Genomic DNA, 24,567 nt, shown 5'->3' with positions numbered 1-24,567 from the left:
ATCAATGCGCACTACGAGTTCGTTTTTTTCTATATAGCCCGTTATGTAAAAAATATAACCATGCCTCCACTCTTTAGTATTTTGTGTGTGCCCGGTTGGTTCCGTTGCCATGGGGATAGCTAGCTGATCAATATCACTATCAAACTGACCGAAATAATTAAAGCAGATTTGCGGGCTCACCTCTACTTCAGCCGCATATTTTGTAGGGGATAAATGCTTCAAAAGTCCATATCCAATGCCTTTAAACGGCACTTTTTTTAGCATCGCTTTTACAGCCAGCAGCTGATTTTCCAGATCATCGTGAACCGAACTATCTATAAAAACTGGATAAGTAGATGTAAAATAACCGACAGTGCGGGTAATGTTAAGCTCGGTTATTTCTTCACGACCATGACCTTCCATATCCAGCAACAGCTTATTGATGCCGAACACTTGTTTTACAGCCAAGCTCAGTGCCGTTAATAAAACATCGTTTATTTCTGTATTAAAGCGCTCACTGACAGCAAACAAAATACGTTCGGTATATTCTGCCTCCAGTGTGAATACAAATTTTTCAGAATCTTCCAGTAGGGATACTTCAGGTTCAAAATCAGTCCGAATAATTTGTTTAGGTTCTTGTGCAATCCGGATCCAATAAGGCGTTTCTGAATTTAGAAAGTCGGGATGATTAGCGTACGATTGCAATTGCAGCGCCCAGTCTTTAAATGAATCCGTCTTGAGTGGCAAACGTAACACCTCACCTACCTGATATTGTTGGAATAAAGTGGTAATATCTTCAAAAATTATCCGCCAGGAAACTACGTCCATTACCAGGTGATGTACCACAATTAACAGTCGGTCGCTATCCGGAAAACGGTACAATACCAGTTTCATTAAAGGTCCGCTCGCCAATTGAAAACTTGATTGAATAGTTTCGGCATGCTTTTCTAAAGCCTCCTTCTCATCGAAAACTTCCCGTAAATCAACCACTTCCAAATAAAATCCATAATCGGCTCCGTGATTTATCTGAGTAACTTCTGAACCAGATAAATCGAACGTTATTCTTAATGCATCGTGGTGATCCTGAATTTTGCTGAAAATAGATTTGATTGCACTTTCTTTGGTCCCTCTATCCAGTTTAAACAATAAAGCAAAATTGAAATGCTCCGGAAACTTCCGTGACGATTTAAAAAAGTCGTACTGTATGGGTGTTAACGGAACTTTTCCGCTTATAAAACCCTGTGGTGCGGCTTCATAAATATCTTTTGCCAGTAATGCCAGACTTTCAATTGTCGGATTTGCTAATAAATCTGATACTCTAATCTGCAGGCTTTCTTGATATAATAAGGATGAAATCTGTACCGCTTTAATAGAATCACCGCCAATTACAAAGAAATTCGCATCCACGCTAATCCTCTCCCGACCTAAAACCCGTGTCCATACTTTCTGGATTATTTCTTCTTTTTCAGTTAAAGGAGCATTGTATGCCGATGTGTGATCTGCTTTATCGGGATTGGGCAACGCCTTTTTGTTAATCTTTCCGTTGGTTGTTAACGGGAAGATATCTAATTGAATAAAGTACGAGGGCACCATATAATCAGGTAATTGCGCAATTAAAAACTGACGTAAAATTTCTGCTTTTAAACTGGTGGATGCCATAAAATAAGCTACTAAAGCTTTTGATCCGGCGTCTTCCTTAACCGTAATTAATGCTTCTTCAATTTGTGGGTAACTGATTAAAACATGTTCAATTTCACTCAATTCAATTCGGTTTCCCCGGATTTTTACCTGGTTATCCAACCTACCCAAATATTCGATTTCGCCATTTGGAAGCCGTCTGCCGATATCCCCTGTTTTATAAATTTTAAGTTTTTTTTGTGAAAAAGGATTAGCAATAAATCTCTCGGCAGTGAGTTCGGGTTTATTCAAATATCCCCGGGCAATACCTGCACCTCCAACTACTATCTCACCTTTTATCCCAAATGGAACCAGGTTTTCGTACTCATCCATCAAATAAATTTGGGTATCAACTATCGGTTTACCTATTGTTATATGTTCCGCATCAAGCACGTCTTTTACTATGCAGCCAACGGTWGCTTCTGTTGGACCATATTCATTATAAATTTTAATAGCCGGATTGAGCGTTTGTAGGCACCTAACCTGCGGAGTGGTAAGCGCCTCTCCGCCTGTAATTAGATGGGTTATATTGGTTTTTTGTAAGTTTAGATGACTTACGAGGCTAATATGCGAAGGAGTTAACTTAACCGCATTGATAGCTGTTTCCGGATCAAAAATATCTTCAAGAATAGCCGCCGCTTCCATGCTATCGGGATAAACAAAAAGCGTATCGCCGCGAAGCAAAGTGGTAAAAATGCAAGTTATGGTAAGATCAAAAGACAGTGAAGTAAAAAGCGGAAAATATATTTCTTTTTGTCCGCAGAAATAATAATCGTTAGCCCAGCTGATGTAGTGGATAAAATTATCATGTTGTAACTCCACTCCTTTTGGCTTCCCGGTTGATCCGGAAGTATAAATAATATATGCTAAATCTGCTGGCTTATTGATTGGAAGAAGATTCTCTAAACTTTCCTCATCCGATGTCTGATCGAGATAAATACACGCACCAGAATAATCAGTTAACAAAGCCGTATTTACAGACGAATCAGTTAATAATAAGGCCGTTCCAGAGTCTTCCAGCAAATACGCAATACGGTCAGCAGGATAGTTAACATCGATTGGTAAAAAAGCCGCTCCTGATTTTAAGATGGCAATAAGCGCAATAATCATCTTCTCAGAACGTGGGAGCAAAATTCCGACTGCCTGGTTCGGTTTAATTTGATACGTATCTCTGATCTGTTTTGCCAGCTTATTTGCGTCTTGATTAAGCGAATGATAGGTTAATTTAATTTCACCGAAATCAATCGCAATTTCATCGGAATAACTTAAGGCTATCCGTTCAAAAACGCCAAGCACCGTGTTTTCTTTTTCAGGATTAGCCGGCGAATTATTTAAATCAAACAACAGCAGCCGGCGCTCTTCGGAAGGTAAAATATCAATTTCACTTATCGGGAAATTCAGGTTTGAAAAGTACCCTATCGTATTATCGAAGTGCGTTTCCATGCGCTGGATAAACTCTTTCTCAAAACGCATCGGATTAAAAAAGACGGATAACTTTATTCCGAAAGTTGTTCTTTCGATGTTTAGATGCAAATCATATTCAGACGCAATCTCCAAAGCAGAGTGATGAATGTTATCGAAACTCATCAGAATATTGGATTGAAACACCTCTGCCTGGTTTTTACCTAACAGTACCCGCGGAAAGTTTTGATACTTGTACGCTTCAGAAACGGTTTTCTTTACTTCGCCCAAAAACTCTCTTAGGGTATGAGCTTGCTTAGGATTTAAGACAAGTGGCGTAAAATTTTCGCATTTGTTTTGAACACGATTATCTTTAAACAATGGTGTATGAATAACCATCCACTTTTGATGGGTATATTTTTGCAACAGCAAGCTAAAAACAGTAGCCAAAACCACCAAAATTCCAGAATCACTTTCTTTTACCAAGCAGGTTAGCTCATTTACCGCCGCATCACTTAACTCAAATGAATGCACATCCAACTCGGGTTTTTGAGTAAGAATTCCGTTATTCTTCTGGTAAAAGTTAAAAGTCTGCACATCCCCATCATCAGCTAAAAATTGCTCCCAATATTCGTAATAGGGCTTGTAACTGCTGTTTGTATATTTTGTTCTATCTATCTTCATTACAAAAGAGTTTTCGTAGTTATTTGCTTTTACATCGAACTCAAGAGGGTTTCGCCGTTTGAGATTTGAGACGTTAGATTCAAGACTACTCCTATTTTAAAAATCGAAATTGAAAAACTCACCGACCGCATTARCATCCATTAAACCGTTGCTTTCTGTATCAGCTAATGGAATATCTTCAATTCTTACATCCGGATTTTCAATAACCGTTGTAAGGATCATCATGAGCCGGTCGCAGAGCAATTGAATGCTTTCTGAAAGAAACATATCTGTGTTGTAGACTAAAGCCAAGCTTAATTGCCCCTCATTTTCAAAAAATCGGAAAGAAAGATCGAGCTTGCTAATTTTATTTGCTGTTTTAAATAATTTAAGGGTGATTCCGTTAAGCTCTTTAACCTCTTCCTCCTGCATGCCCATGTTTTGATATTCAATACCCACATCGAATAATGGACTGCGGCCTCTGTCTCTTTTTAATTGCAGCATATTTACCAATTCGTCAAACGGATAAAGTTGATGCTCAAAAGCACCAAGGATAGTATTTTTAACATCTTCTAAAAGTTCATTAAACGTTCCGTTGCCGTTAAAAACAGTTCGCAGTGCCAGCGTATTTACATAAAAACCAATCTGGTTCTCCAGCAAATAGTGATCACGACCAGAAATCGGCGTCCCAATGATGATATCTTCCTGCCCGGTATAGCGGTATAAAAGCGCTTTAACCATCGCTGTTAAAGCCATAAAAGGCGATATACCTTTCTTATCAGATAGTTCACGAATCGCCAGAAAAATTTGATGTGGAATGGTGTGAAGGAGAACGTTGCCGTTATACGTTTTTACAATCGGGCGTTCGAAATCTGTTTCCAGGCTTAATACAGATAGCGTTCCTTTAAACTGATTTTTCCAATAGTTTTCGTGGTTTTTTATATGCTGCTCATTAAGCTGGCTTTTATGCCAGTATACATAATCTTTGTACTGAACCCCAAGCGGCTGCAATGAAACAGGTACGTTCCTGCTGTAAGCACTGTAAAGCAGCGTTATTTCATTGATGATAACGCCCATAGACCAGGCATCAGAGATGACGTGGTGCATAGAAAACAGGAACAGGTATTTTGCTGCTTCCAGCTTTATAATTTTAGCCCTTAACAACGGACCCTCTTCCAGATCGAAAGGCATTTCGGCTTCTGCTAACTTTCGTGTTTCCTCGTGTACATTCGGAGATAAGGTGATGTCAAATTGCTCAACCTTAAAACCATTTTTACCGGGTTCAGAAATACGCTGACGAGGTTGCCCTTCGTGTAAAACGAATGTAGTCCGCAAAACTTCATGCCGTTCAATTAAGGTCATGAACGATTTTTCGAATGCATCAATATCTAAATCTCCATCAAGTTCATAAGCCGTTGGAATGTTGTAAGCAAGATCATTTTTATCTGCTTGGTTTACCAGCCAAAGCCGTTGCTGCGCATGCGATAATTCGTAATATTCTTGTTTTTCAACCGGCGTGATTTCTTGAAAAGTTTTTTCTAATGAACTTTCTATGATCGGCGCCATTGTTTGGATAGTTGGATAAATAAACATGTTTCTAAGCTCCATGCGTACTCCAAATTCTTTATGTATTCTGCCCAATATCCGGGTTGCATTTAGCGAATGTCCTCCAATCGCAAAAAAATCGTCCGTAATACTTATCTGCTCGAGATTTAGAACCTGCTTCCAAATTTCGAACAACCTGATTTCTGTTTGCGTTACTGGAGCTGTAAACGTTCTTCCTTTTATAAAATCTAAGTCTTTAGGGTCGGGAAGTGCTTTATGATCTACTTTACCATTGGCATTTAACGGCATTTTATCCAATTGGATAAAATGACTGGGGATCATGTAATCTGGAAGAAACTCTAACAAGAAAGTCCGTAGCTCCTCTGGTTTTAGTTCCAAAATACTGGTAAAATAGGCGACTAAAAACTTGTTATTCTTTTCGCCTTTGGCAACTACAATTGCTTCTTTGATAGATTCATTTCGGACCAAAGTGGTATTTACTTCGCCAATTTCAACACGGAAACCTCTGATCTTTATCTGATGATCTTTCCTTCCCAAAAACTCCATGTTCCAATCTGGCGACATGCGCCCTAAATCGCCGGTGCGGTACATCATTCCACCTAACGACTGGTTGAAAGGATCATTTATATATGAATAAGCAGTTTTTTCCGGATCGTTCGCATAGCCACGGGCAACACCTGCGCCACCAATAAATAGCTCACCGGGAACACCTTGCGGCACCGGATTTAACGATTCATCCAGAATATAAAAAAAGTTATTGTCCAAAGGTTTTCCGTACGGGATGCTCGTCCAGCTTTCTTTTACTTCTTTAACAGGGTAAAAATTTGACCATACGGTACCTTCGGTTGCGCCTCCCAAACTGATTACCTCCGTTACAGGGAAATATTTTTTAATCCGTCCAGGCAAATCCACCGGAATCCAATCGCCGCTCATAAACACAACCCGAAGCGAATCTTGAACATAACCGTCGTTATCATCTTCCAATCCGGCAATAAGATGGTTCATGGAAGTAGGCACAGAATCCCAGAAGGTAATCTGCTTATCCATCATCAAACCTTTAAGGCGGGCAACATCCCTTACATCATCTTGCGTTGCCATAACCACCGTACCACCAGCAGCCAACATTCCGAAAATATCATAAACCGAGAGATCAAAACACATAGAAGTGATGAACAGCAAGCGATCTTTTTTATCAACTTTATAAGATTTGTTAACCCATTCAATAAGGTTTACCGCCGAGTGATGCGCTATCATAACACCTTTTGGTCTGCCGGTAGATCCGGAAGTATAAATGGTATAGGCAAGATCCTGGCTGGATTTACTTATAAAATCAAAATTATGTTTGGAATAAGAGGAAAGAATAGCTGCGGAAATCACTATGAACGGCACTTTCTTAGGTAATTCATTTATAACCGGGTAATGACGATCTGCAACTAATAAGGTAATTGCAGAGTTTTCACAGATATAAAGTTGTCTGTCTATCGGGTAAACCGGATCGATTGGCACATAGGCGCCACCGGCTTTCAGAATACCAAGCATTCCAACCAGCATGTTCAAGTTCCGGTCAGTCATGATGGCTACATTATCACCATTTTGCAACCCGTTTTCTAATAAATGCCTGGCTAGTTGATTAGCCTGTTCATTCAGTTCCCGGTAGGTTAGCTGTGCATCGTTTTGTTCGGCAGCTATCCCGTTAGGATTTATCTGAACCTGGTTCTCAAATAATTGATGAATAGTTTTTTCATGCGAATAAGGTACTACTGTATTATTCCAATCGTACACAAGTGCATGCCTTTCTTCGCTGGTAAGAATATCTACCGCGCTGATACTTTTTTTGGCATTAGCGGTTACATTTTGCATGAACTGATTCATGTGCTGAATCATTCGTGCGGTGCGATCACTGCTAAAAAGATCGGTATTGTACTCCAAATTAAGCGTTAAACCATCTCCCTGCTCGTAAAAATTAACCTGCATATCGTATTTACTCAATGTGGTTTCAGGCTCCAAACGTTCAATAGAAAGTCCGGCAATTTCATCCAGCTGTTTTTCTTTGATCGAGGTATTGTGAAGAATTACCGCTACATCAAACAAGGGCGAACGGCTCATTTCACGGGCAAGCTGCAGATCTTCCACCAACCTGTCGAACGGATAAATCTGATGTTCATAAGCGCCCAACGTGGTATCTTTTACTTTTGCCAAAAGGGCGATAAAAGAATCTGTGGGCTCAAATACGGTGCGTAAAGGAAGTAGGTTTACATAAAACCCAATTTGATTTTCCAGATCCTGGTGAATACGCCCGGCTGACGGAGAACCCAAAATAAAATCTGTTTGTCCGCTGTACCGGTAAAACAACGCATACATTACAGCCAGTAAACCCATGTGCAAACTGGTACCGTTTTGTTGACACAGGGTTTTAAAATCTTTAATTAATTCCTCATCAAACGCATGGGTACTACTTGCGCCATTAAAAGTTTTTAGAGCCGGGCGGGTACCTTCATAAGGCAGCTCCAATACTGGCAATGATCCAGCTAATTTATCCAGCCAATACGCTTTATGCTGCTCCAGTTTTATACCCTGTAACTGCCCGCTCTGCCAGGAGGCGTAATCTTTATATTGAATTTTTAATGCCGGAAGATTTAATGCAGTATTATTTACAATAGATTGATATACGAACAACAGTTCTTTAATCAGAACCTCCATGGACCAGCCATCCGAAATGATATGATGCATGGTAAAAGGCAACATATACCGGTTTTCACCTACTTGGATGATGTTTGCTTTCAATAAAGGTCCACGCTCAAAATCAAAATAAGACAAAGCTATTGAAGTAGAAATCTCTGTTGCTTTTGATGCAGCATCTGCATCATTTCTTAAATCCAGGTACGGTAGATCGAAATTAATTTCTTTGGCAGGATGCACACGTTGCTTTATTTCATCATTCTGGATGATAAACGTGGTGCGCAAAATTTCATGCCGTTCGATTACCCTACTGAAAGCGTTTTGCAATGCCTCGATATTTAATGTCCCCGTAAGGACAAACACACTCGACATATTGTAAACAGCTGCATCACTTTCCAGCTGGGTTAAAATCCACAATCGTTTCTGTCCTTGGGAAACCGCATAAAATTCAGCTTCTGGAATTGCCTTAATTTCTTCGGACCCTCCTTTAGTTGATTTATCTATAAATGCTGCCAGTTCGGCAATACTTGTATAACTGAAAATAACCCGGATGCTTATTTGCGCATTAAAAGCTTTGAAAATACGGGTTACAATTTGGGTAGCTTTTAATGATGTTCCGCCCAAATTAAAGAAAGACACTTTTCTGCCGATACGGTTTACGCCCAGCACTTCCTTCCAAATTTCTTCTAACTTTTGCTCGGTTCCGGTTACAGCAGCTTCATAATCGTTTTCTTTTACCAAAAATCCTTCGGGTTTAGGTAATGCTTTTTTGTCGATTTTACCATTGCTGTTTAAAGGAAACTCCTCGAGCCTGATGAAATAAGACGGAATCATATTCTCATTCAGTTCTGATATCAGGTCCTTTCTGAATGCGGCATCGTCTTTTTCTATACCGGTGTAGTAACAAACCAGCTCGTGCAGGTTATCGTTGTTTTTATAACCTGTTACATAGGCTTCTTCTACGCCCCATATATCCAAAATGGGCTTTCTAACCTCTTCGGGCTCTATACGAATCCCATTTATTTTAATCTGATCATCTATTCGTCCTAAAATTTCGATGCTGCGGTCTTTCAAATACCGTCCTAAATCACCGGTTTTATAAACAATATCTTTAAAATCAGTTACCAACGGGTTCTGAATAAAAACCTGGTTAGTTAAATCGTGATTACGATAATAGCCTTTGGTTTTAAAAGGAGTACATATATAAATTTCCCCTTTTTCGCCAATGTTACAGAGTTGCTTATTACTATTTAAAATGGCAATAAATGTATTGGCGATGGGTTTACCTGCATGAATACCTTCTGATGGGGTTAATGGAATTTCTTTAATCCGATGGTAGGTTTTAACCATCGTTGTTTCAGACGGACCGTATAAATTCACCACCTCCACATGTTCACCAACCTGTTCCCTCCAGTTCATCAAATCTTTAGCGAAAAGAGATTCACCAGCCAGCAGGAAATATTGGAGTTTGTTAAACCGTTCTTTCGTTTCCGATTGCTGCAATTCTTTAGTGATCAGTTTGAATAAAGACGGAACCGTGTGGATCAATGTAACTTCCGAATGCTCTATCCATTGTATCAGCTTGGAGAAGTTAGATTTTACCTCCGCTGGTGGAATGCATAAAGTACCTCCTGCGCAAAGTGGAACAAAAATATCCCGAAGTGATGCGTCAAACGTGAATTGTGTTAACTGACTAACCCTTACCTGTTCATCCAGTTTAAATTCATCAATTTCCCAGGCAATAAAATGGCTTAAACTTTTATGACAGCCTAAAATAGGTTTGGGCTTTCCGGTTGAACCGGATGTATAAAATATATAATTGGCATCGTCTGGCTGAAGCACTTCATCCGGAGCGATTTGTAAATTTACCAAAGATACAGCTCTTTTAAATTCTAAGCCCGAGGCTTGCAGAACAAAAGGTTCATCGTCCCCTAATAAAATAATGTGCTGTGTTTCCGGACTAAAATTTTTGACTAAAGAAATTACATCTTCTTCCAAATCTGTACAGCTGATGATAAGCTCGCAGGGAGACTGTTCAAAAATATCAGCGAGTCGTTTAGGTGCAAATCCAATATCAACCGGTAAGTAAATAGCCCCTACACGGAAAGTTGCTAAAATCGAGGTAACTAAATTAATCCCGGAAGGCAGCACAACACCAACAACCGTTTCTTTCTTTACACCAAATTTCTTTAAAATAGATGCCAGGGCGATACTTTGTTTATTTAGATCGTCATAAGTAATCGCACGGTTTACCTCCTCTATTGCAATTTTCAAAGGTGCTTGCTGCACTTTCTTTCCAAATTCGATATGAATCATTWTATTTTTTTTAAAAGTTGTGGGTTGTGAGTTGTAGGTTGTGAGTTGTGGGTTCTAAGTTGTAAGTCATGACTTGATACTCAACACTCCACTCAACACTTTCTCTTTATAATAACATTCCTCTATTGCCTTCTGCGCCATCAAATCCATAGTATCGATGTATGGCACAGGTATATCATCTTGCTTTAGAGCAAAGGATATCTCAGAGCAGCCACCTACAATAATTTCGGCACCGCGACTAATTAACAAGCTGGCAGCAATGTGCATTTTATCAATCGCTTCCTGAGAAATAGTTGATGATTTTAAACCGTCTTTTCCGTAAACGGATTCCATAAACAGGTTTTCTTGCTCCCAGGAATCGAGTTTAATAATTTCTTTATCATATTGCCTTAATTCATTGCCGAACGTATTGGCAGTCATGGTTCCTGTGGTTCCCAGAATCCCTATTTTTTCATATCCATTCTCCATAACGTACTCCCTTAATAAGTGTATTGGGTTTAAAACCGTGGCATCTGCGTATTCTACAAACTCATCATAGTAATAATAAACGGTGTTGCACGCTAGTAAGAGCAGTTCTACACCGCATTTATTCATCAGATCAATAGAGCGGGTCATTTCCCTTAACGGGGATTCTTCGCCGTAAACAATTGCTTTGGTACGATCCGGAATTTGTGAATTACTGTGGATTAATACTTCCATAAACTCCTGATCATTGTCGGCAGGGGAAAGATCAATTAATTTCTGGAACAGGCTGGCGCCGGCTTGAGTGCCCATACCGCCAATGATTCCTACGCGTTTGTTACTTATCATCAAAAATGTTTTAAATGGTTTTTGTAAATAGAAATCCCACCACTGCGTTCTGGATGAAAAAAGGAATGTTCGGCTTGAAAAGGAAGATGGGAAAATGTGAACATGAAAATCACTTACTGGAGGTTAAACATGGTTTCCAAAAACGCATCACTTTCATTCTTTGCAGCTAATTCAATTTCTGAAAGTTTCAATGCTGCATTTTTTGTTAGTTTATCGGTCAGCAAAATCAAATCATCGTGCATTTTTGAAATGGTGGTTATTTCAAATAGGTCTGTGTTATAATTCGTAATCAAACTCACTAATCCGGCATTGTTAACGAAGTTGAAAGTGATATCATTCTTACTGAAAGTATGGTTGATTTTAAACTCCTTTACTTTCAACCCTCCCAGTATTTCTGAATTTGCTTCCACTTCTTGGTTATACAATTGCATCCAGATATCTGTAACCGGTGACCGGTTTGACCTGTATTCCAGCTTGAGATCTTCAACCAAACTTTCAAATGGATATAGCTGGTGTACCTGAGAATCAAGAACCGTTTTCTTCAGAGATTGTAAATAATCGGCAAAAGATTGATTCGGATTAAGATTTGACCGCAAAGCCAAACTGTTCACATAAAAACCTATTTGTGCATCTAAATCACTATGCACACGTCCTGATATTGGCGACCCAATAATAATATCCTCCTGACCGGTATACTTGTGTAGCAAAACCTTCACTGCACCTAACAAAGTCATGTATAAACTCAAACTATGCTGTTTAGAAAAAGATTGAAGTTGCTGACTTAACTCTTCACCAAAATCTATGGTTGTCGTGCTTCCGTTATAAGTTTTCACTTTAGGACGAGGATTGTCCGTCAATAAATTAAGCGTTTGAATTTCACCTGCAAAGTGATTGCGCCAATAATTTTGCAGTGTTTCCAGGTTGGCGTCGCTTAACAAGTTACGGTGCCATACAGCATAGTCTTTATATTGTATATTTAAAGCGGGCAGTGGATTTGGCAAACCACTTATGCCAGCATGATAGAGTTTCATCAGTTCTGTCAAGAACACATCTGACGACCAGCCATCGGAAACAATATGGTGCATGGTTAGCACAAACACCTGCTGTGCATCGGTAAGCTGTAATAACGTGGCCTTGATAAGCGGTCCTTTCTTCAGATCAAAAATGGTTGCTGAGTCCTCATCAACCATTATCTGAACTAATTCTAACGTAGTAGGCTTGTCTCTTAAATCCTGATAAGTGACTTTAAATTCCTTACTATCAATAGCGTGAATAATTTGGCGGGGCTCACCCTCATGAACCATAAAAGTGGTCCGGAGACTTTCATGACGGTTAACTACCTCTTTGTATGCATTTTCAAAATCTGGCAAGGATAGCTTCCCTTCCATTTCAAAAGCATCGGTAACGTTATAAGCCGCCGAACCTTCTTGCATTTGATCCTGAATCCATAATCGGTTTTGTGCTACCGATAAAGGATAATAGTCTGCAACAGGAATCCGCCTTATTTTTTCAAAAGCTGTCTTCTCTTTAGCATCAATTATACGCGCTAAGTCAGCTAAAACAGGATTCGTAAAGAGATCTCTTAATTGTATAGATGCGCCAAACTCTTTATGAACCTGTGTAATTACTTGTGTGGCCTTTAACGAGTGTCCGCCCAGTTCAAAGAAATGGTCATTGCTTCCAATAGAATCAATCTTTAAAATCCGTTCCCAGATTGCAGCCAGTTTTTTCTCCGTTTCAGTTACCGGAGCACTGAATTCTTTCTGATTTCTCAAATCATTAATATCCGGATTTGGTAAGGCTTTGTGATTTATTTTACCGTTAGGCGTAAGCGGCAGCTTGTCTAAAATCATAAAAAATGAAGGAACCATGTATTCAGGAAGCTTGCTTTTAATGCTTTCCTTTATGTCTGCAATAGCTTCCACATCGTTAAGTGAACAGTAAGCTATTAAACGGTTATGCCCATCCTGATCGGGTTTTGCCAGCACAGCAACCGACTTTATTGCGGGATGCTGCAACAAGATATTTTCAATTTCCCCTAACTCAATACGGTATCCCCTAACTTTAACCTGGTTATCATTACGACCGTAAAAGGCAACATTACCATCGGGAAGCCAACAAGCTCTGTCGCCGGTTTTATAAACTATTTGGGAATGAACAGATAATGGTAATTGAATAAAACGCTCTCCATTCAGCTCATCACGGTTTAAATAACCTTTAGAAACTCCCGCACCGCCGATATATAATTCGCCAATTACACCTACCGGGACAAGCTTTTTATTGTTATTCAGAATAAAATAACTGGTATTGTGCATCGGTTTTCCGATGGGCACATTGCCTTCTTTCGGCAGCACCGACACAGGTGATTCGAAATAAGAAGAATCGATGGTGGTCTCTGTAGTACCATAGCTATTGATGATCCGCGTTTGGTTTCCGAATGATTTCAATAACCATCTAAAATCTTCAACCAAACAACTATCAGAACCCAAAATGAGCAGCTTAATGAAAGATGCATCCAGGTTATTTTCATGAATGTAATGCATTAAAGGAAGTATAATGGCTGGCGTTGTCTCCAGGATATTGATTTGATGCTGTTCGATCAGTTCATATAAAGCAATCGGATCACCTCTAAAATCACCGGGACAAACAACCATTTTCCCGCCGTTTAATAAACAGCGACAAAAATCTCCCATAAAAACATCAAAAGAAATGCTGGCTAACTGCAATAAACAAGGGCTAAACTCATTCAATTTATACCCATCACGCCATGAATTAGCTATATTGCTCAGATTGCGATGATTCACCATTACACCTTTCGGGTTTCCGGTAGAACCTGAAGTAAAGATGATGTATGCCAGGTTATCTGCGTGGATTTGATTGATGAGGTTACTACTTACGCAATTGTTTACTTCATTCCGAACCGCATGCAAATTAATCACCTTTATAGAAACTGATAAATTATCGAGCATTTCTACAGAATCAGTTACCAAAATATCAATACCGCTCTCTTGTATTAAATATTCAACCCGTTCGAGCGGGTATTCCGGATCAATAGGAACATACGCTGCACCCAATTTAAGTACCGCTAAAACACCAACCAGCATTTTTTCAGAGCGATTCAACAGTAATCCTATCCGTAAATCGGGAGATAATAAAAGTTGGGCACTTAAATAATGCGCCAACTGATTTGACTGTTCATTAAGCTCTGCATACGTTATTGATTTGCTTCCGAATGATACCGCAATAGTATCCGGTGTTTTTTCAACCTGTTCGTAGAAGGTTGCTACAATTGTTTTTTCGGTGTCGTATGGTGTAATGGTATCATTAAAATCTTCCAAAAGCAACTTTACTTCTGCAGGCAATAAAATATCAACCTCATTTAATGGAAGTTTGGCGTTTTGAACAATTTCACTTAGCATTTTTTGGTAATGCCTCAACATTCTTTCCATCCGGGAAGGCGTAAACAAATCGGTATTGTACTCAATACTAACCTTGATTCCGTCTTTCGTTTCTTGAAAATCGAAAGAAAGATCAAACTTGCTGATGGTAGATGGGATGGTAAATTCTGAAACCTGAATGTCTTTGAATTTCTCGAACTGTTTTGCAGCGGTGTCCGGGTTAGAAAGTGAAACCATCACATCAAATAAAGCAGATCGGCTCAAATCCCTTTCCAAATTCAAGTCATCTACCAGCCGATCAAACGGATATATCTGATGCTCCTGCGCTTTCAGCATGTTTTCTTTAACACCTTGCAACAGCATTGCAAATGATTCTCTACCGTTAAAACGCGACCGTATCGGCAATGTATTTACATAAAAACCAATTTGGTTATCCAAATCTGGATGCTCCCGACCGGCAACCGGTGTACCAATTACGATATCTTCCTGCGCCGTGTAATGATAAAGCAACGCATTAACCGATGACAACAGGGTAATGAATAAGGTAGTAGATTGCTCCTGGCTAAACTGAACTAATTTTTCGCTAAAAGTTTTATCCAACAACAGGTCTACCTGATCGCCATTATAGGTTTGAATAGCGGGGCGTGAATAATCTCCAGGAAATTCTAAAACCGGGAATTCATCTTTAAACATTCCCCACCAGTAAGCCTGTGCCTGCTTAACTTCTTCATCTTGAAGTCTCTGATTTTGCCATGCTGCAAAATCTTTGTACTGAATGGTTAATGCCGGTAACGGATTTTCTTCATTATGACTAAAGGCATGGTAAAGCGTTAAAACTTCTTCAATGAGTACACCAATAGACCATCCATCAGAGATAATGTGGTGCATGTTAAATACAAAGGCATATTTCTCAGCTTCCAGTTGCAATAAATGGACACGTAAAAGCGGACCTTCTTCTAAATTGAACGGCTTATTAGCTTCCGCTTCTACAAATTTTTGAGCTTTTTCTTCTTTGTTTAAATCTGTTTGGAAATCGATATTTCTAACCTCAAATGAAAGCTCACCGGGTGTATGTATTTGCTGTTTAGGCTCCCCATCAATCGCAATAAAGGTGGTACGTAAGCTTTCATGGCGCTCGGTTACTTTTACAAAAGCTTTGTTAAATGCTTGTGCGTCCAGTTTCCCTTCAATAATACAAGCGGCTGGTACATTGTAAGCAACCTGGTCATTTTCTAACTGGTTTAAAATCCAAAGGCGGTGCTGTGAATGCGAAAGATCATAATAAGGCTGACTGGCCAAAACGGAGATCGGTGCAAATTTAACCACCCTATTTTCATGAAGAAAAGCGGCAAGTTTGGATATGGTAGAATAAATAAAAACATCCTGCAGTTTGATTTTAATATCCAGCGTTTTTGATAATCGGGTAACCAGTTTGATCGCTTTTAAACTATGACCGCCCACCGTAAAAAAATCATCGTGAACACCGATATTTTCAAATTCTAAAATTTCTTCCCAGATCACCGCCAGACTTTTTTCCAGTTCGGTATGCGGAGCCGTATGTTTGCTTTCAGTTTTCAGCAGTGTTGGATCAGGCAAGGCTTTTTTATCAACCTTCCCGTTTGCAGTAAGAGGGAATTTATCCAGACTAACGAAATATGAAGGAACCATAAAATCCGGAAGAATTTCCAGTAAAGCCGTCCGTAATTCCGCGGTATCTATTTTCTCCTGCGATATAAAATAAGCAGCCAGTTCTAATCCGTAATCTGCTGATGGTCGTGGTACGATCAGCGTACTATCGATGCCGGTAAGGGATTGCATTACCTTTTGAATTTCTTCCAATTCTACCCGGTAGCCCCGTATTTTCACCTGGTCATCTCTTCTGCCCCTGAACAGAATGGTTCCATCAGGCATCCACCTGGCAATGTCGCCGGTTTTGTACATCGTTTGCCCTGGATTAAAGGGATCAGCGATGAATTTTTCGGTTGTGAGCTCTTCCTTTCTTAAATATCCGGCAGCCAAACCCTTACCCGAAATCATGATTTCTCCATCGATTCCGGGAGCAACCAACGCATACGATTCGTCTACTATATAAATCGAATTATTGGTAATCGGATTGCCGATAACCGGATACATCGCATATTCAGCAATTTGCTTGTTATCAATTTTATAAGCTATGGTTCCGATTGTTGATTCGGTAGGTCCGTAATGATTGACCAGGCGTATTTCAGGTTTTACCGTAATTATTTTCTCCAAATCATTCGGACGAATTGGTTCTCCTCCTGACAAGATTAAACGTAAAGTACTTTTACCTAGCGTATTAAATTGTGCGGAAGCGGTTAACGTATGGAACAGCGAGGGAGTAGCTTTTATAAAAGTGATTGCGTTTTCGACAAGATAATCGATTAACGAATCTGGATTCTTAACCATTTCATCATTAACGAGGTGCAGCGTTCCACCGTTCAGCAGCATTCCCCAGATGCTGGTATATCCCAGGTCGAACGCATAAGATCCCAGTAAAATAGAACTATCTGTTGCGTTGATTTTAAAAGAATCTGTGAACCAGGACACATAATTCAGTAAAGCTTTATCCTGGATAACAGTACCCTTTGGTTTGCCCGTTGTACCCGAAGTATAGATAACATATAAAACATCTTCGGCAGATCTTTGGTTCAAAACTGCTTCTGTGATTATAAATTCAGGAGCATTATCTATCGATAACACCGGAATTTGAAGCGAAGCTGTCCGTTCTTCAAAAACCGTTTCACTTAGCAATACCGAAACGGCGCTATCTTTTAGTATAAAATTGATTCGTTCTTCCGGGTTAGCTGGATCGATGGGTACAAACCCCGCACCCGATTTTATAACCGCCATTAATGCGACCATCAGGTTTTCATTCTTACGGCACATAACGCCAACCAAATCTCCGGCTTTAACGCCATGAACTTCTTTTAGATGCATCCCCAACCGGGTCGCTTTTTGATCAAGTTGCTGATAACTAAGCTGATTTTCTCCGGCGACAACCGCCACATGAGCAGAAAAAGTTGCTACCATTTTGTCAAAAAGCTGACTAACCGTATCAAAAGAGTACTGCGGTTGAGAAGTTTGATTGAACTCTTTCAGAAGTTTTGTTTTATAKGAATCACTCAGTAAGCTCACGTGAAGTATGGGCTTATCAGGATTTGAAATAACCTCGTTTAAAATATTTTCAAAAGCATCTGCCAGAAATAAAACCGCTTCCGTTTTAAACGCATTTGCATTGTATTGCAGTTCTATGGAAATGGTTTCGTTTACTTGCTTGCATACCAGTTTCAGCTTGATATTCTCGGTAAATGAAGCGGTCTGGATTAGGGTAAACTGTTGTGATTTGGCGAGGGTGGTTGAACTAGTTTCAGCGTATTCGAAACTATAAGGAATGGTATAGGGCTTATTTGGTTTTATTTCCGCTTTGAAAAAAACATGGTGTTCAAAGGCTTCTTTGTGGCTGCTTATGGTTTCGATTTCCTGCTTTGCCTGGCTTAGTGCATCCTTAAAAAGCCAGGTTTTATCCCACTTCCAGTGGGACGGCAGGGTTCTACAACAACAGCCACAAAGTGATTGTAATTCTTCATATTCCCTGAAAAAATGTACGTAGCCTGAAACAAAATCGGTAGTTTCAAACTGGCGCCATAAAAGCAAATTCCAACAGGCAAACAAAATTTCTTCGGATGAATAATCCGGTAAATTTTTCTTTAGTAAAGCGGAAGAACTATTTTTTATATCCAATACATGGCTGGCAGATGCAAATTCTTTTTTAGTATCAATATCCTTATCAAAAGCCAGGAATTGGTTTAAGCCGCTTACATTTTTGTTGCGCCAATACTTCAGGCTCTCTTGGGTTTCTTCTTCTTCCAAAAGTTGATTTTGCCACTCAGCGAATTGTAAATAGCTTAGCGCTTCTTCTTCCTTAATTGAAGCACCGTTTTCATAGACCCTGAATATTTTTTCCGCTATAATTTCTAACGTTCGTAAATCGGCGGTAACAGCGGGCAGCGTAATACTAACCAATAGCTCCCTATTTTGCAGCCTCACTAACTTTACCCAAATAAGCGGCCCCTCGGATACATTAATCTCCCTATTAATTTCGTTTTGCAATAGTCCGCTAAGGGCTTCATCTCTTGAGATTTCTTCCGGATGATCCAAAAATTTAATCAAGGTTTTATTGCCGGGTATTTGCAAAGCATTGGCCGGTTCTGAAATTTGATGATAGGTGGTTTTAAAAATAACATCACTATCAAAAAAGCCGGTAATAGCTTTTTTTAATTTATCGGTATTAATGTTTTCATCGCACGTAAAAGCCAATTGAGAATTAAGCTTTGCTGTATGGTTATACACCGTTAAAAAACGGCGTTGTTGCGGTGAAATGCGGTACCCTGATAATGTATTCATTGATTGATGATTTATTAAATCTTGATTGATATGCCTTTAACTCATCCCTTGATTTACTTCTAACATGGAATGATGTATAAATGACAGAGCTTATTTTAGGCTTATTGATTGGATGCTTTTGAGTTTATTAAGAGACTTTGCTTGCTTTTCTTTTTGCTGGTCAACCGCTTTCTGATTCATCAGGCTCTCCAAATGGCTGATTGTTTTATCCGGATTTTCAATGATATTTTTCAGCAGGTCCAGGTAACTGTTAACCATTTTTTCGATGGTAGCCCGCTTAAACAGATCCAGCCTGAATTCTACACTTCCTGTGAGCATATTTCCATCACGGGTTAGTCGGAAATCTGTTTCGTATTTAGCTCCCAAACTAGGCAGATTTATATTTGAAATTTTTAACGGAGAAGTACCGCTGTTTAATTGGGCGTTGAGTTCTGTAATGCTGCTCGCGAAATCATTGAAGACGAAACGCCACTGAAATAAAGGCGTTATTCCGGGGTGCCTTTGAGGTTTTAATTCTCTTAACAGCACATCAATTGGAAGTAACGCATGAAACATATCATCCTTAAAACCGGCATCAAGCTGCTGAAGCTGCTGGTTGAATGTAAGTGCGCTTTCTATTTCTGCCTGAACAGGTATTATATTGACAAAGTAACCAACGAGTGCCTGAAGCTCATAATTTGTTCGTCCGGCTACGGAAGTACCCAAAATAAATTTAGATTGCTTGGTAAGTATATGAAGTAGAATATTGTACGATGTGAGCAGAACCGAAAATAAGCTGGAATTATTAATCCTGCCCAGTTGCGTTAATTGAGCAGTAAGCTGTTCATCGATGATAAATTCAAGGGTATCACCCTTATCAGATGGGTTCAACGGTCTTTCAAAATCAAACGGTAAATTTAGGATCGGCTGCTTAGCTCCTAATTTACCCTTCCAGTAACCTACCAGTTTCTGCAGATTTTCACCCTGTAAGTTAGCATGTTGCCAAACAGCGTAATCTTTGTACTGGATAGAAAGTGGTTGCAAAGCAAGCGGTGTATTGTTACTAAAAGCATGGTAAGCAGCAAGTAGTTCTGAAAGTATAACATCCATCGACCATCCATCAGAAATAATATGATGCATGTTCATGAAAATAATGTATTCCGAATCGTTAATCCGTAACAAGCGGGAATGAATAAGCTGATCTTTTTCCAGGTCAAAAGCCGTTTTGGCTTCCTCATCTATAATCTTCAAAGCAGCAGCCATGGGGTTTTCTACCGCCCGTACATCAGAAATTTGAACCTGCAGCGGATATCCTTCCGGATTATGAATTACCTGGCGGGGTTCACCGTCAATTAATACAAAATTTGTTCGCAGACTTTCGTGTCTTTTTACCACCTCTTCGAACGCTTTACACAAAGCATTTTTATTAAGGTTCCCAGCGATAAGATATGCTCCTGCAATATTATACGCCGATTGCTCATGCCCAAATTGTACCGCAGTCCAAAGGCTTTTTTGAGTGTAAGATAACTCATACGAATCCTGATAAGGAATAGGATTTATCTGGTTTGTAACTCCGGTTTCTGCATTTTCGATTTGCATTGCCAATGTATGCAGTACCGGATGCTGATAAATAGTTCTTAGCTCAATCTGAACCTGGAATTCTTTATGAATAGCCGCTAGCAAACGCATTGCTTTTAAGCTGTGACCGCCCATTTCGAAGAAATCATCGTGAGGACCATTTACCTTCACTCTTAGTATCTCTTCCCAAAGTTCGGCGAGCTTTTTTTCTGCTTTAGTGTCGAAAGCAGATTGTTGCTGATTAATATTTTGCAGCAACTCCGGCTTAGGCAATGCCCTTAAATCTGCTTTTCCGTTTGCCGTAAGCGGTATTTTATTTAACTGGATAAAATGAGCAGGAATCATGTATAAAGGCAACCGTTGAGATAAATACGTTTTCAACGCAGCACCATCCAGTGGATTGGAAGATGTAAAATAAGCCAGGATCTCATCTTGTAATCCGTCCCAATTAGCTACTGTAACTACCGCTTTTCCAATAGCGGGATGACTTAATAGCGTATTTTCTATTTCGCCCATTTCAATGCGATAGCCCCGAATCTTTACCTGGGAATCTTTTCTTCCCATAAAAGCAACAGTACCATCTTCTAACCAACGACCCAAATCTCCAGTTTTATAGAGCTTTTCGCCTGGCTCAAATGGATGATCGATAAATTTTTCAACCGTTAACTCAGGGTGATTCAGATAACCACGAGCTAGCCCGTCTCCCCCAACACAAATTTCACCTTTAATGCCAACCGGACTTAAATTGCCGGTTTCATTTAAAATATAAACGGTGCTATTGGCAATGGGTTTACCCAGCGGGATATCACATTCGTAAAACCGATTTATATGATGACATATGGAAAATGTAGTATTTTCTGTTGGTCCGTACCCATTGATAATTTTTAAATCAGGGAAAGCCGTTTTTACTTTATTGATGTGTTTTGGCGACAATTTATCTCCGCCCACCAATAAAAATTGAAGCTTACTGAATACCTCTAAATCAATGTCAACCAATTGATTAAACCAGGAGGCTGTAAACCAAACTGTATTAATTTGATTTTCATGCAGGTTCTTTTTCAGCAACTGTGTATCCATGAGGCTGAAATGCGATATCAAATACAAGCGACCGCCATTTAACAACATGCCCCAAATTTCAAAGGTGGTTGCATCAAAGGTTAAAGCCCCGGTTTGCAAAAGCCTGTCACCTTCTTTAAAATCGTAATAATTTGTATTTTTCACCAAACGGACTACGTTACGGTGCTTCACCATCACTCCTTTTGGCGGCCCGGTAGAGCCGGAAGTATACATGATATAGGCCAGATCTTCGGGTCCATTTTGGTTCAGGTTATTTTCTGTACTGTAAGCAGCAATTTCTGCAGCCTTTTCCTGTAAATCCAGCAATTGAATGGTTTCTCCATTCAATTGCTTATACAATTCTCCGCCCTCTGTAATGACCACAAGCACGTCAGTATCTTCCAAAATGTATTGCAATCGGCTAACCGGATAAGCCGGATCTAATGGCACGTATGTTCCGCCAGATTTTAGGATAGCCAGCAGCGCCACAATCATGTTTGAATTACGCTCTAACAGTACTCCTAATTTTGTATCTGGCAATACGGTATACTGGCTACCGATATAATTTGCTAACTGGTTAGCTTTTATATTTAACTCATTGTAAGTGAGTATTTTACCTTCAAAATCAAGCGCAATGGCGTGCGGTGTTTTGCTAACCTGCTCTTCAAATAGATCAATTATCGTGGTATTCTTGGGGTAATCTGTAACTGTATCTGTTAACGTATTTAACAGGCTATTTTTTTCTTCCGGACTTAATATATCCAGCTGATTAACTGCCTGATCGGTTCCGTTTACTATTGCTGATATCAAATTACTGAAATGGATCAGCATGCGCTCCATTTTTTCAGGGAAGTATAAATCTGTATTGTACTCTATAGCCAGTAAAAGTCCTTCTAAATTCTTTCTAAACTGAAATGAAAAATCGTACTTACTGATGCGGGACGGCAAATTGAATGACTCATGCTCTTCTTCCAATAAAGAAACAAGCACATCAAATAATGGGGAATGGCTTCTATCCGGCATAAGGGATAAATTTTCAACCAAATCTTCCATTGGGTAAGCCTGATATTCTTGCGCATCCAGCATCAACTGCTTCACTTTTTGCAACAAAACACTAAAACTTTCTTTACCGTTAAAACGGGTTCTGATGGGCAGCGTATTTACAAAAAAACCAACCTGATGTATTAAATCAGGATGCTCCCGCCCTGCTGCAGGCGTGCCAACAATTAGGTCTTCCTGACCAGTATAGATATGTAAAAGTGATTTAACACTTGCTATTAAAGCAGTGGTTAAAGTGACTTTATTTGTTTTGCAGTAGGTTTCAAAGGAATCTACTGCTGACTTATCCAGTTGCAGGTAAACCGTATTTCCGTTATAGGTTTTAACAGCAGGGCGGGAAAAATCTGCCGGAAAATCCAGCACCGGTAATTCATCCGAAAACTGATTAAGCCAATATTCTTTATGTTTTTCTGTTTGTGAAGTCAGGTAATTATTCTGCCAGACTGCAAAATCTTTATACTGAACTTTTAATTCTGGCAAATTATGAGGAATACCAGCTACTTTAGAACGATATAATTCCGTTACGTCATTCATCAGCACTTTAACCGTCCAACCATCAGAAATAATATGGTGCATGTTCAGGTAAACCGCAAATTTATCGGTTCCCAGCTTGATTAATTTCATACGCACTAGCGGACCTGCAGCAAGGTTGAAACTCGTATTGATATCCTTTTCAACCAGCGCTATCATACTTTCCCGAGAATTTTGCTCCGATGAAAAATCCATTTCTTCCAAACTAACAGGAAATGATGCCGCTGCCAGTATTTGCTGACGAGGTTCGCCATTTACCAAAATAAATACGGTCCGCAGGCTTTCATGTCGTTTAACCAATTCTTCAAACGCGTACTCAAGAGCCGGTTTATTTAACTCCCCATCCCATATGAAAACACCGGGCATATTATAAGCAACCTGGTTATTTTCCATCTGATCTACCATCCATAAGCGCTTTTGAGCTTGTGATATCGGATAATGATCTTGTTTGGGTACCAAAGGGATTTCCGGAAAATTCGGAGCGTTTTGCGAATGGATTATTTGAGCCAGACTTTGAATTGTACTATTGGCATACACGTTTTTATAATCCAGTCGTATTCCTAATACCTGGTAAATCTGAAAAATCAGCTCGCTGGCTTTCAGCGAATGCCCGCCTATGCTGAAGAAATCATCCACCATACTAATTTTGGAAACGCCTAAAACCTGCTGCCAAATGCTTAATAATTTTTCCTCTAACTCATTTCCCGGTGCCACAAAAGCAATATTTTCGGATCCCGTAGTTTCAATTACATTTAGGGCGTGCCTGTCAATTTTCCCGTTAGGACTTAAAGGCATTTCGTCCAAATACTTAAAATAGGTTGGCACCATGTATCCCGGAAGGAAAGATTCAAGGAAAGCTTTTATTTCATATATTTCTGCCGGATTTTTTAAAGTATAAAAAGCCGTTAAAAATTCGGCACCTGATATCGTTTTTACAATAACCGCCGCCTTTTTAACCGCATCGTGTTTTTCCATTGCCGCTTCAATTTCACCCAGTTCAATACGGTATCCGCGTATTTTTACCTGATAATCGTTTCTGCCATCGAACGCTATATTTCCATCCGCCATCCATCTACCTAAATCGCCGGTACGGTACATTTTTTGACCGGTTTCAAACGGATTATCGATAAAACACGAGGAGGTTAATTCTTCCTTATTCAAATAACCTTTAGCTAGTCCCTCCCCTGATAAATGAATTTGTCCCTGCACATTGAAGGGTACCAGGTTTAAATCCGGATCTAAAATGTAAGCTTTCGTATTCGCTATAGGCTTCCCAATAGGTACAATTTCTTCTGTGCCATTAAGCCTGTAAAAGGTGCTGTAAGTGGTATCTTCTGATGGCCCGTATAAATTTCTAATTTCCATCTTAGCAGCATCCAGCCCCTGCAATAAATTGGCAGAAAACACTTCACCGGCAAGGTTTAAGATGGTTACCTGCTCTAAATTTATC

At 39.6% G+C, this 24,567-nt stretch carries 5 protein-coding genes; all 5 read right to left on the bottom strand.

Annotated features, from left to right (window positions below):
- On the bottom strand, window positions 1-3,741 hold a 3,741-nt coding region (locus AC1DO4_RS26730), incomplete at its 3' end, for an amino acid adenylation domain-containing protein (RefSeq protein WP_477420819.1).
- Between the two features lie 96 nt (window positions 3,742-3,837).
- Window positions 3,838-10,281 carry an amino acid adenylation domain-containing protein gene (locus AC1DO4_RS26725; protein WP_477420818.1) on the bottom strand — a complete coding sequence of 2,148 codons (6,444 nt, stop codon included), beginning with the start codon at window positions 10,279-10,281 and terminating at the stop codon, window positions 3,838-3,840.
- A gap of 66 nt (window positions 10,282-10,347) precedes the next feature.
- Complete coding sequence (locus tag AC1DO4_RS26720) at window positions 10,348-11,091, bottom strand: aspartate/glutamate racemase family protein (protein ID WP_477420817.1); 744 nt, start codon at window positions 11,089-11,091, stop codon at window positions 10,348-10,350.
- A 113-nt stretch (window positions 11,092-11,204) separates the two neighbouring features.
- Window positions 11,205-18,914 (bottom strand): amino acid adenylation domain-containing protein, encoded by a 7,710-nt coding sequence (locus tag AC1DO4_RS26715; RefSeq protein WP_477420816.1) that lies wholly within the window; start codon window positions 18,912-18,914, stop codon window positions 11,205-11,207.
- Window positions 18,915-19,004: 90 nt separating this feature from the next.
- Window positions 19,005-24,545, bottom strand: coding sequence for an amino acid adenylation domain-containing protein (locus AC1DO4_RS26710; RefSeq protein ID WP_477420820.1), 5,541 nt, complete (start codon window positions 24,543-24,545; stop codon window positions 19,005-19,007).
- Window positions 24,546-24,567: the final 22 nt, after the last annotated feature.

This window comes from Mucilaginibacter sp. P5_A6, assembly GCF_056400585.1.
Note: the sequence above shows the minus strand (reverse complement) of the source record. Positions and strands in the feature narration are given on the sequence as shown.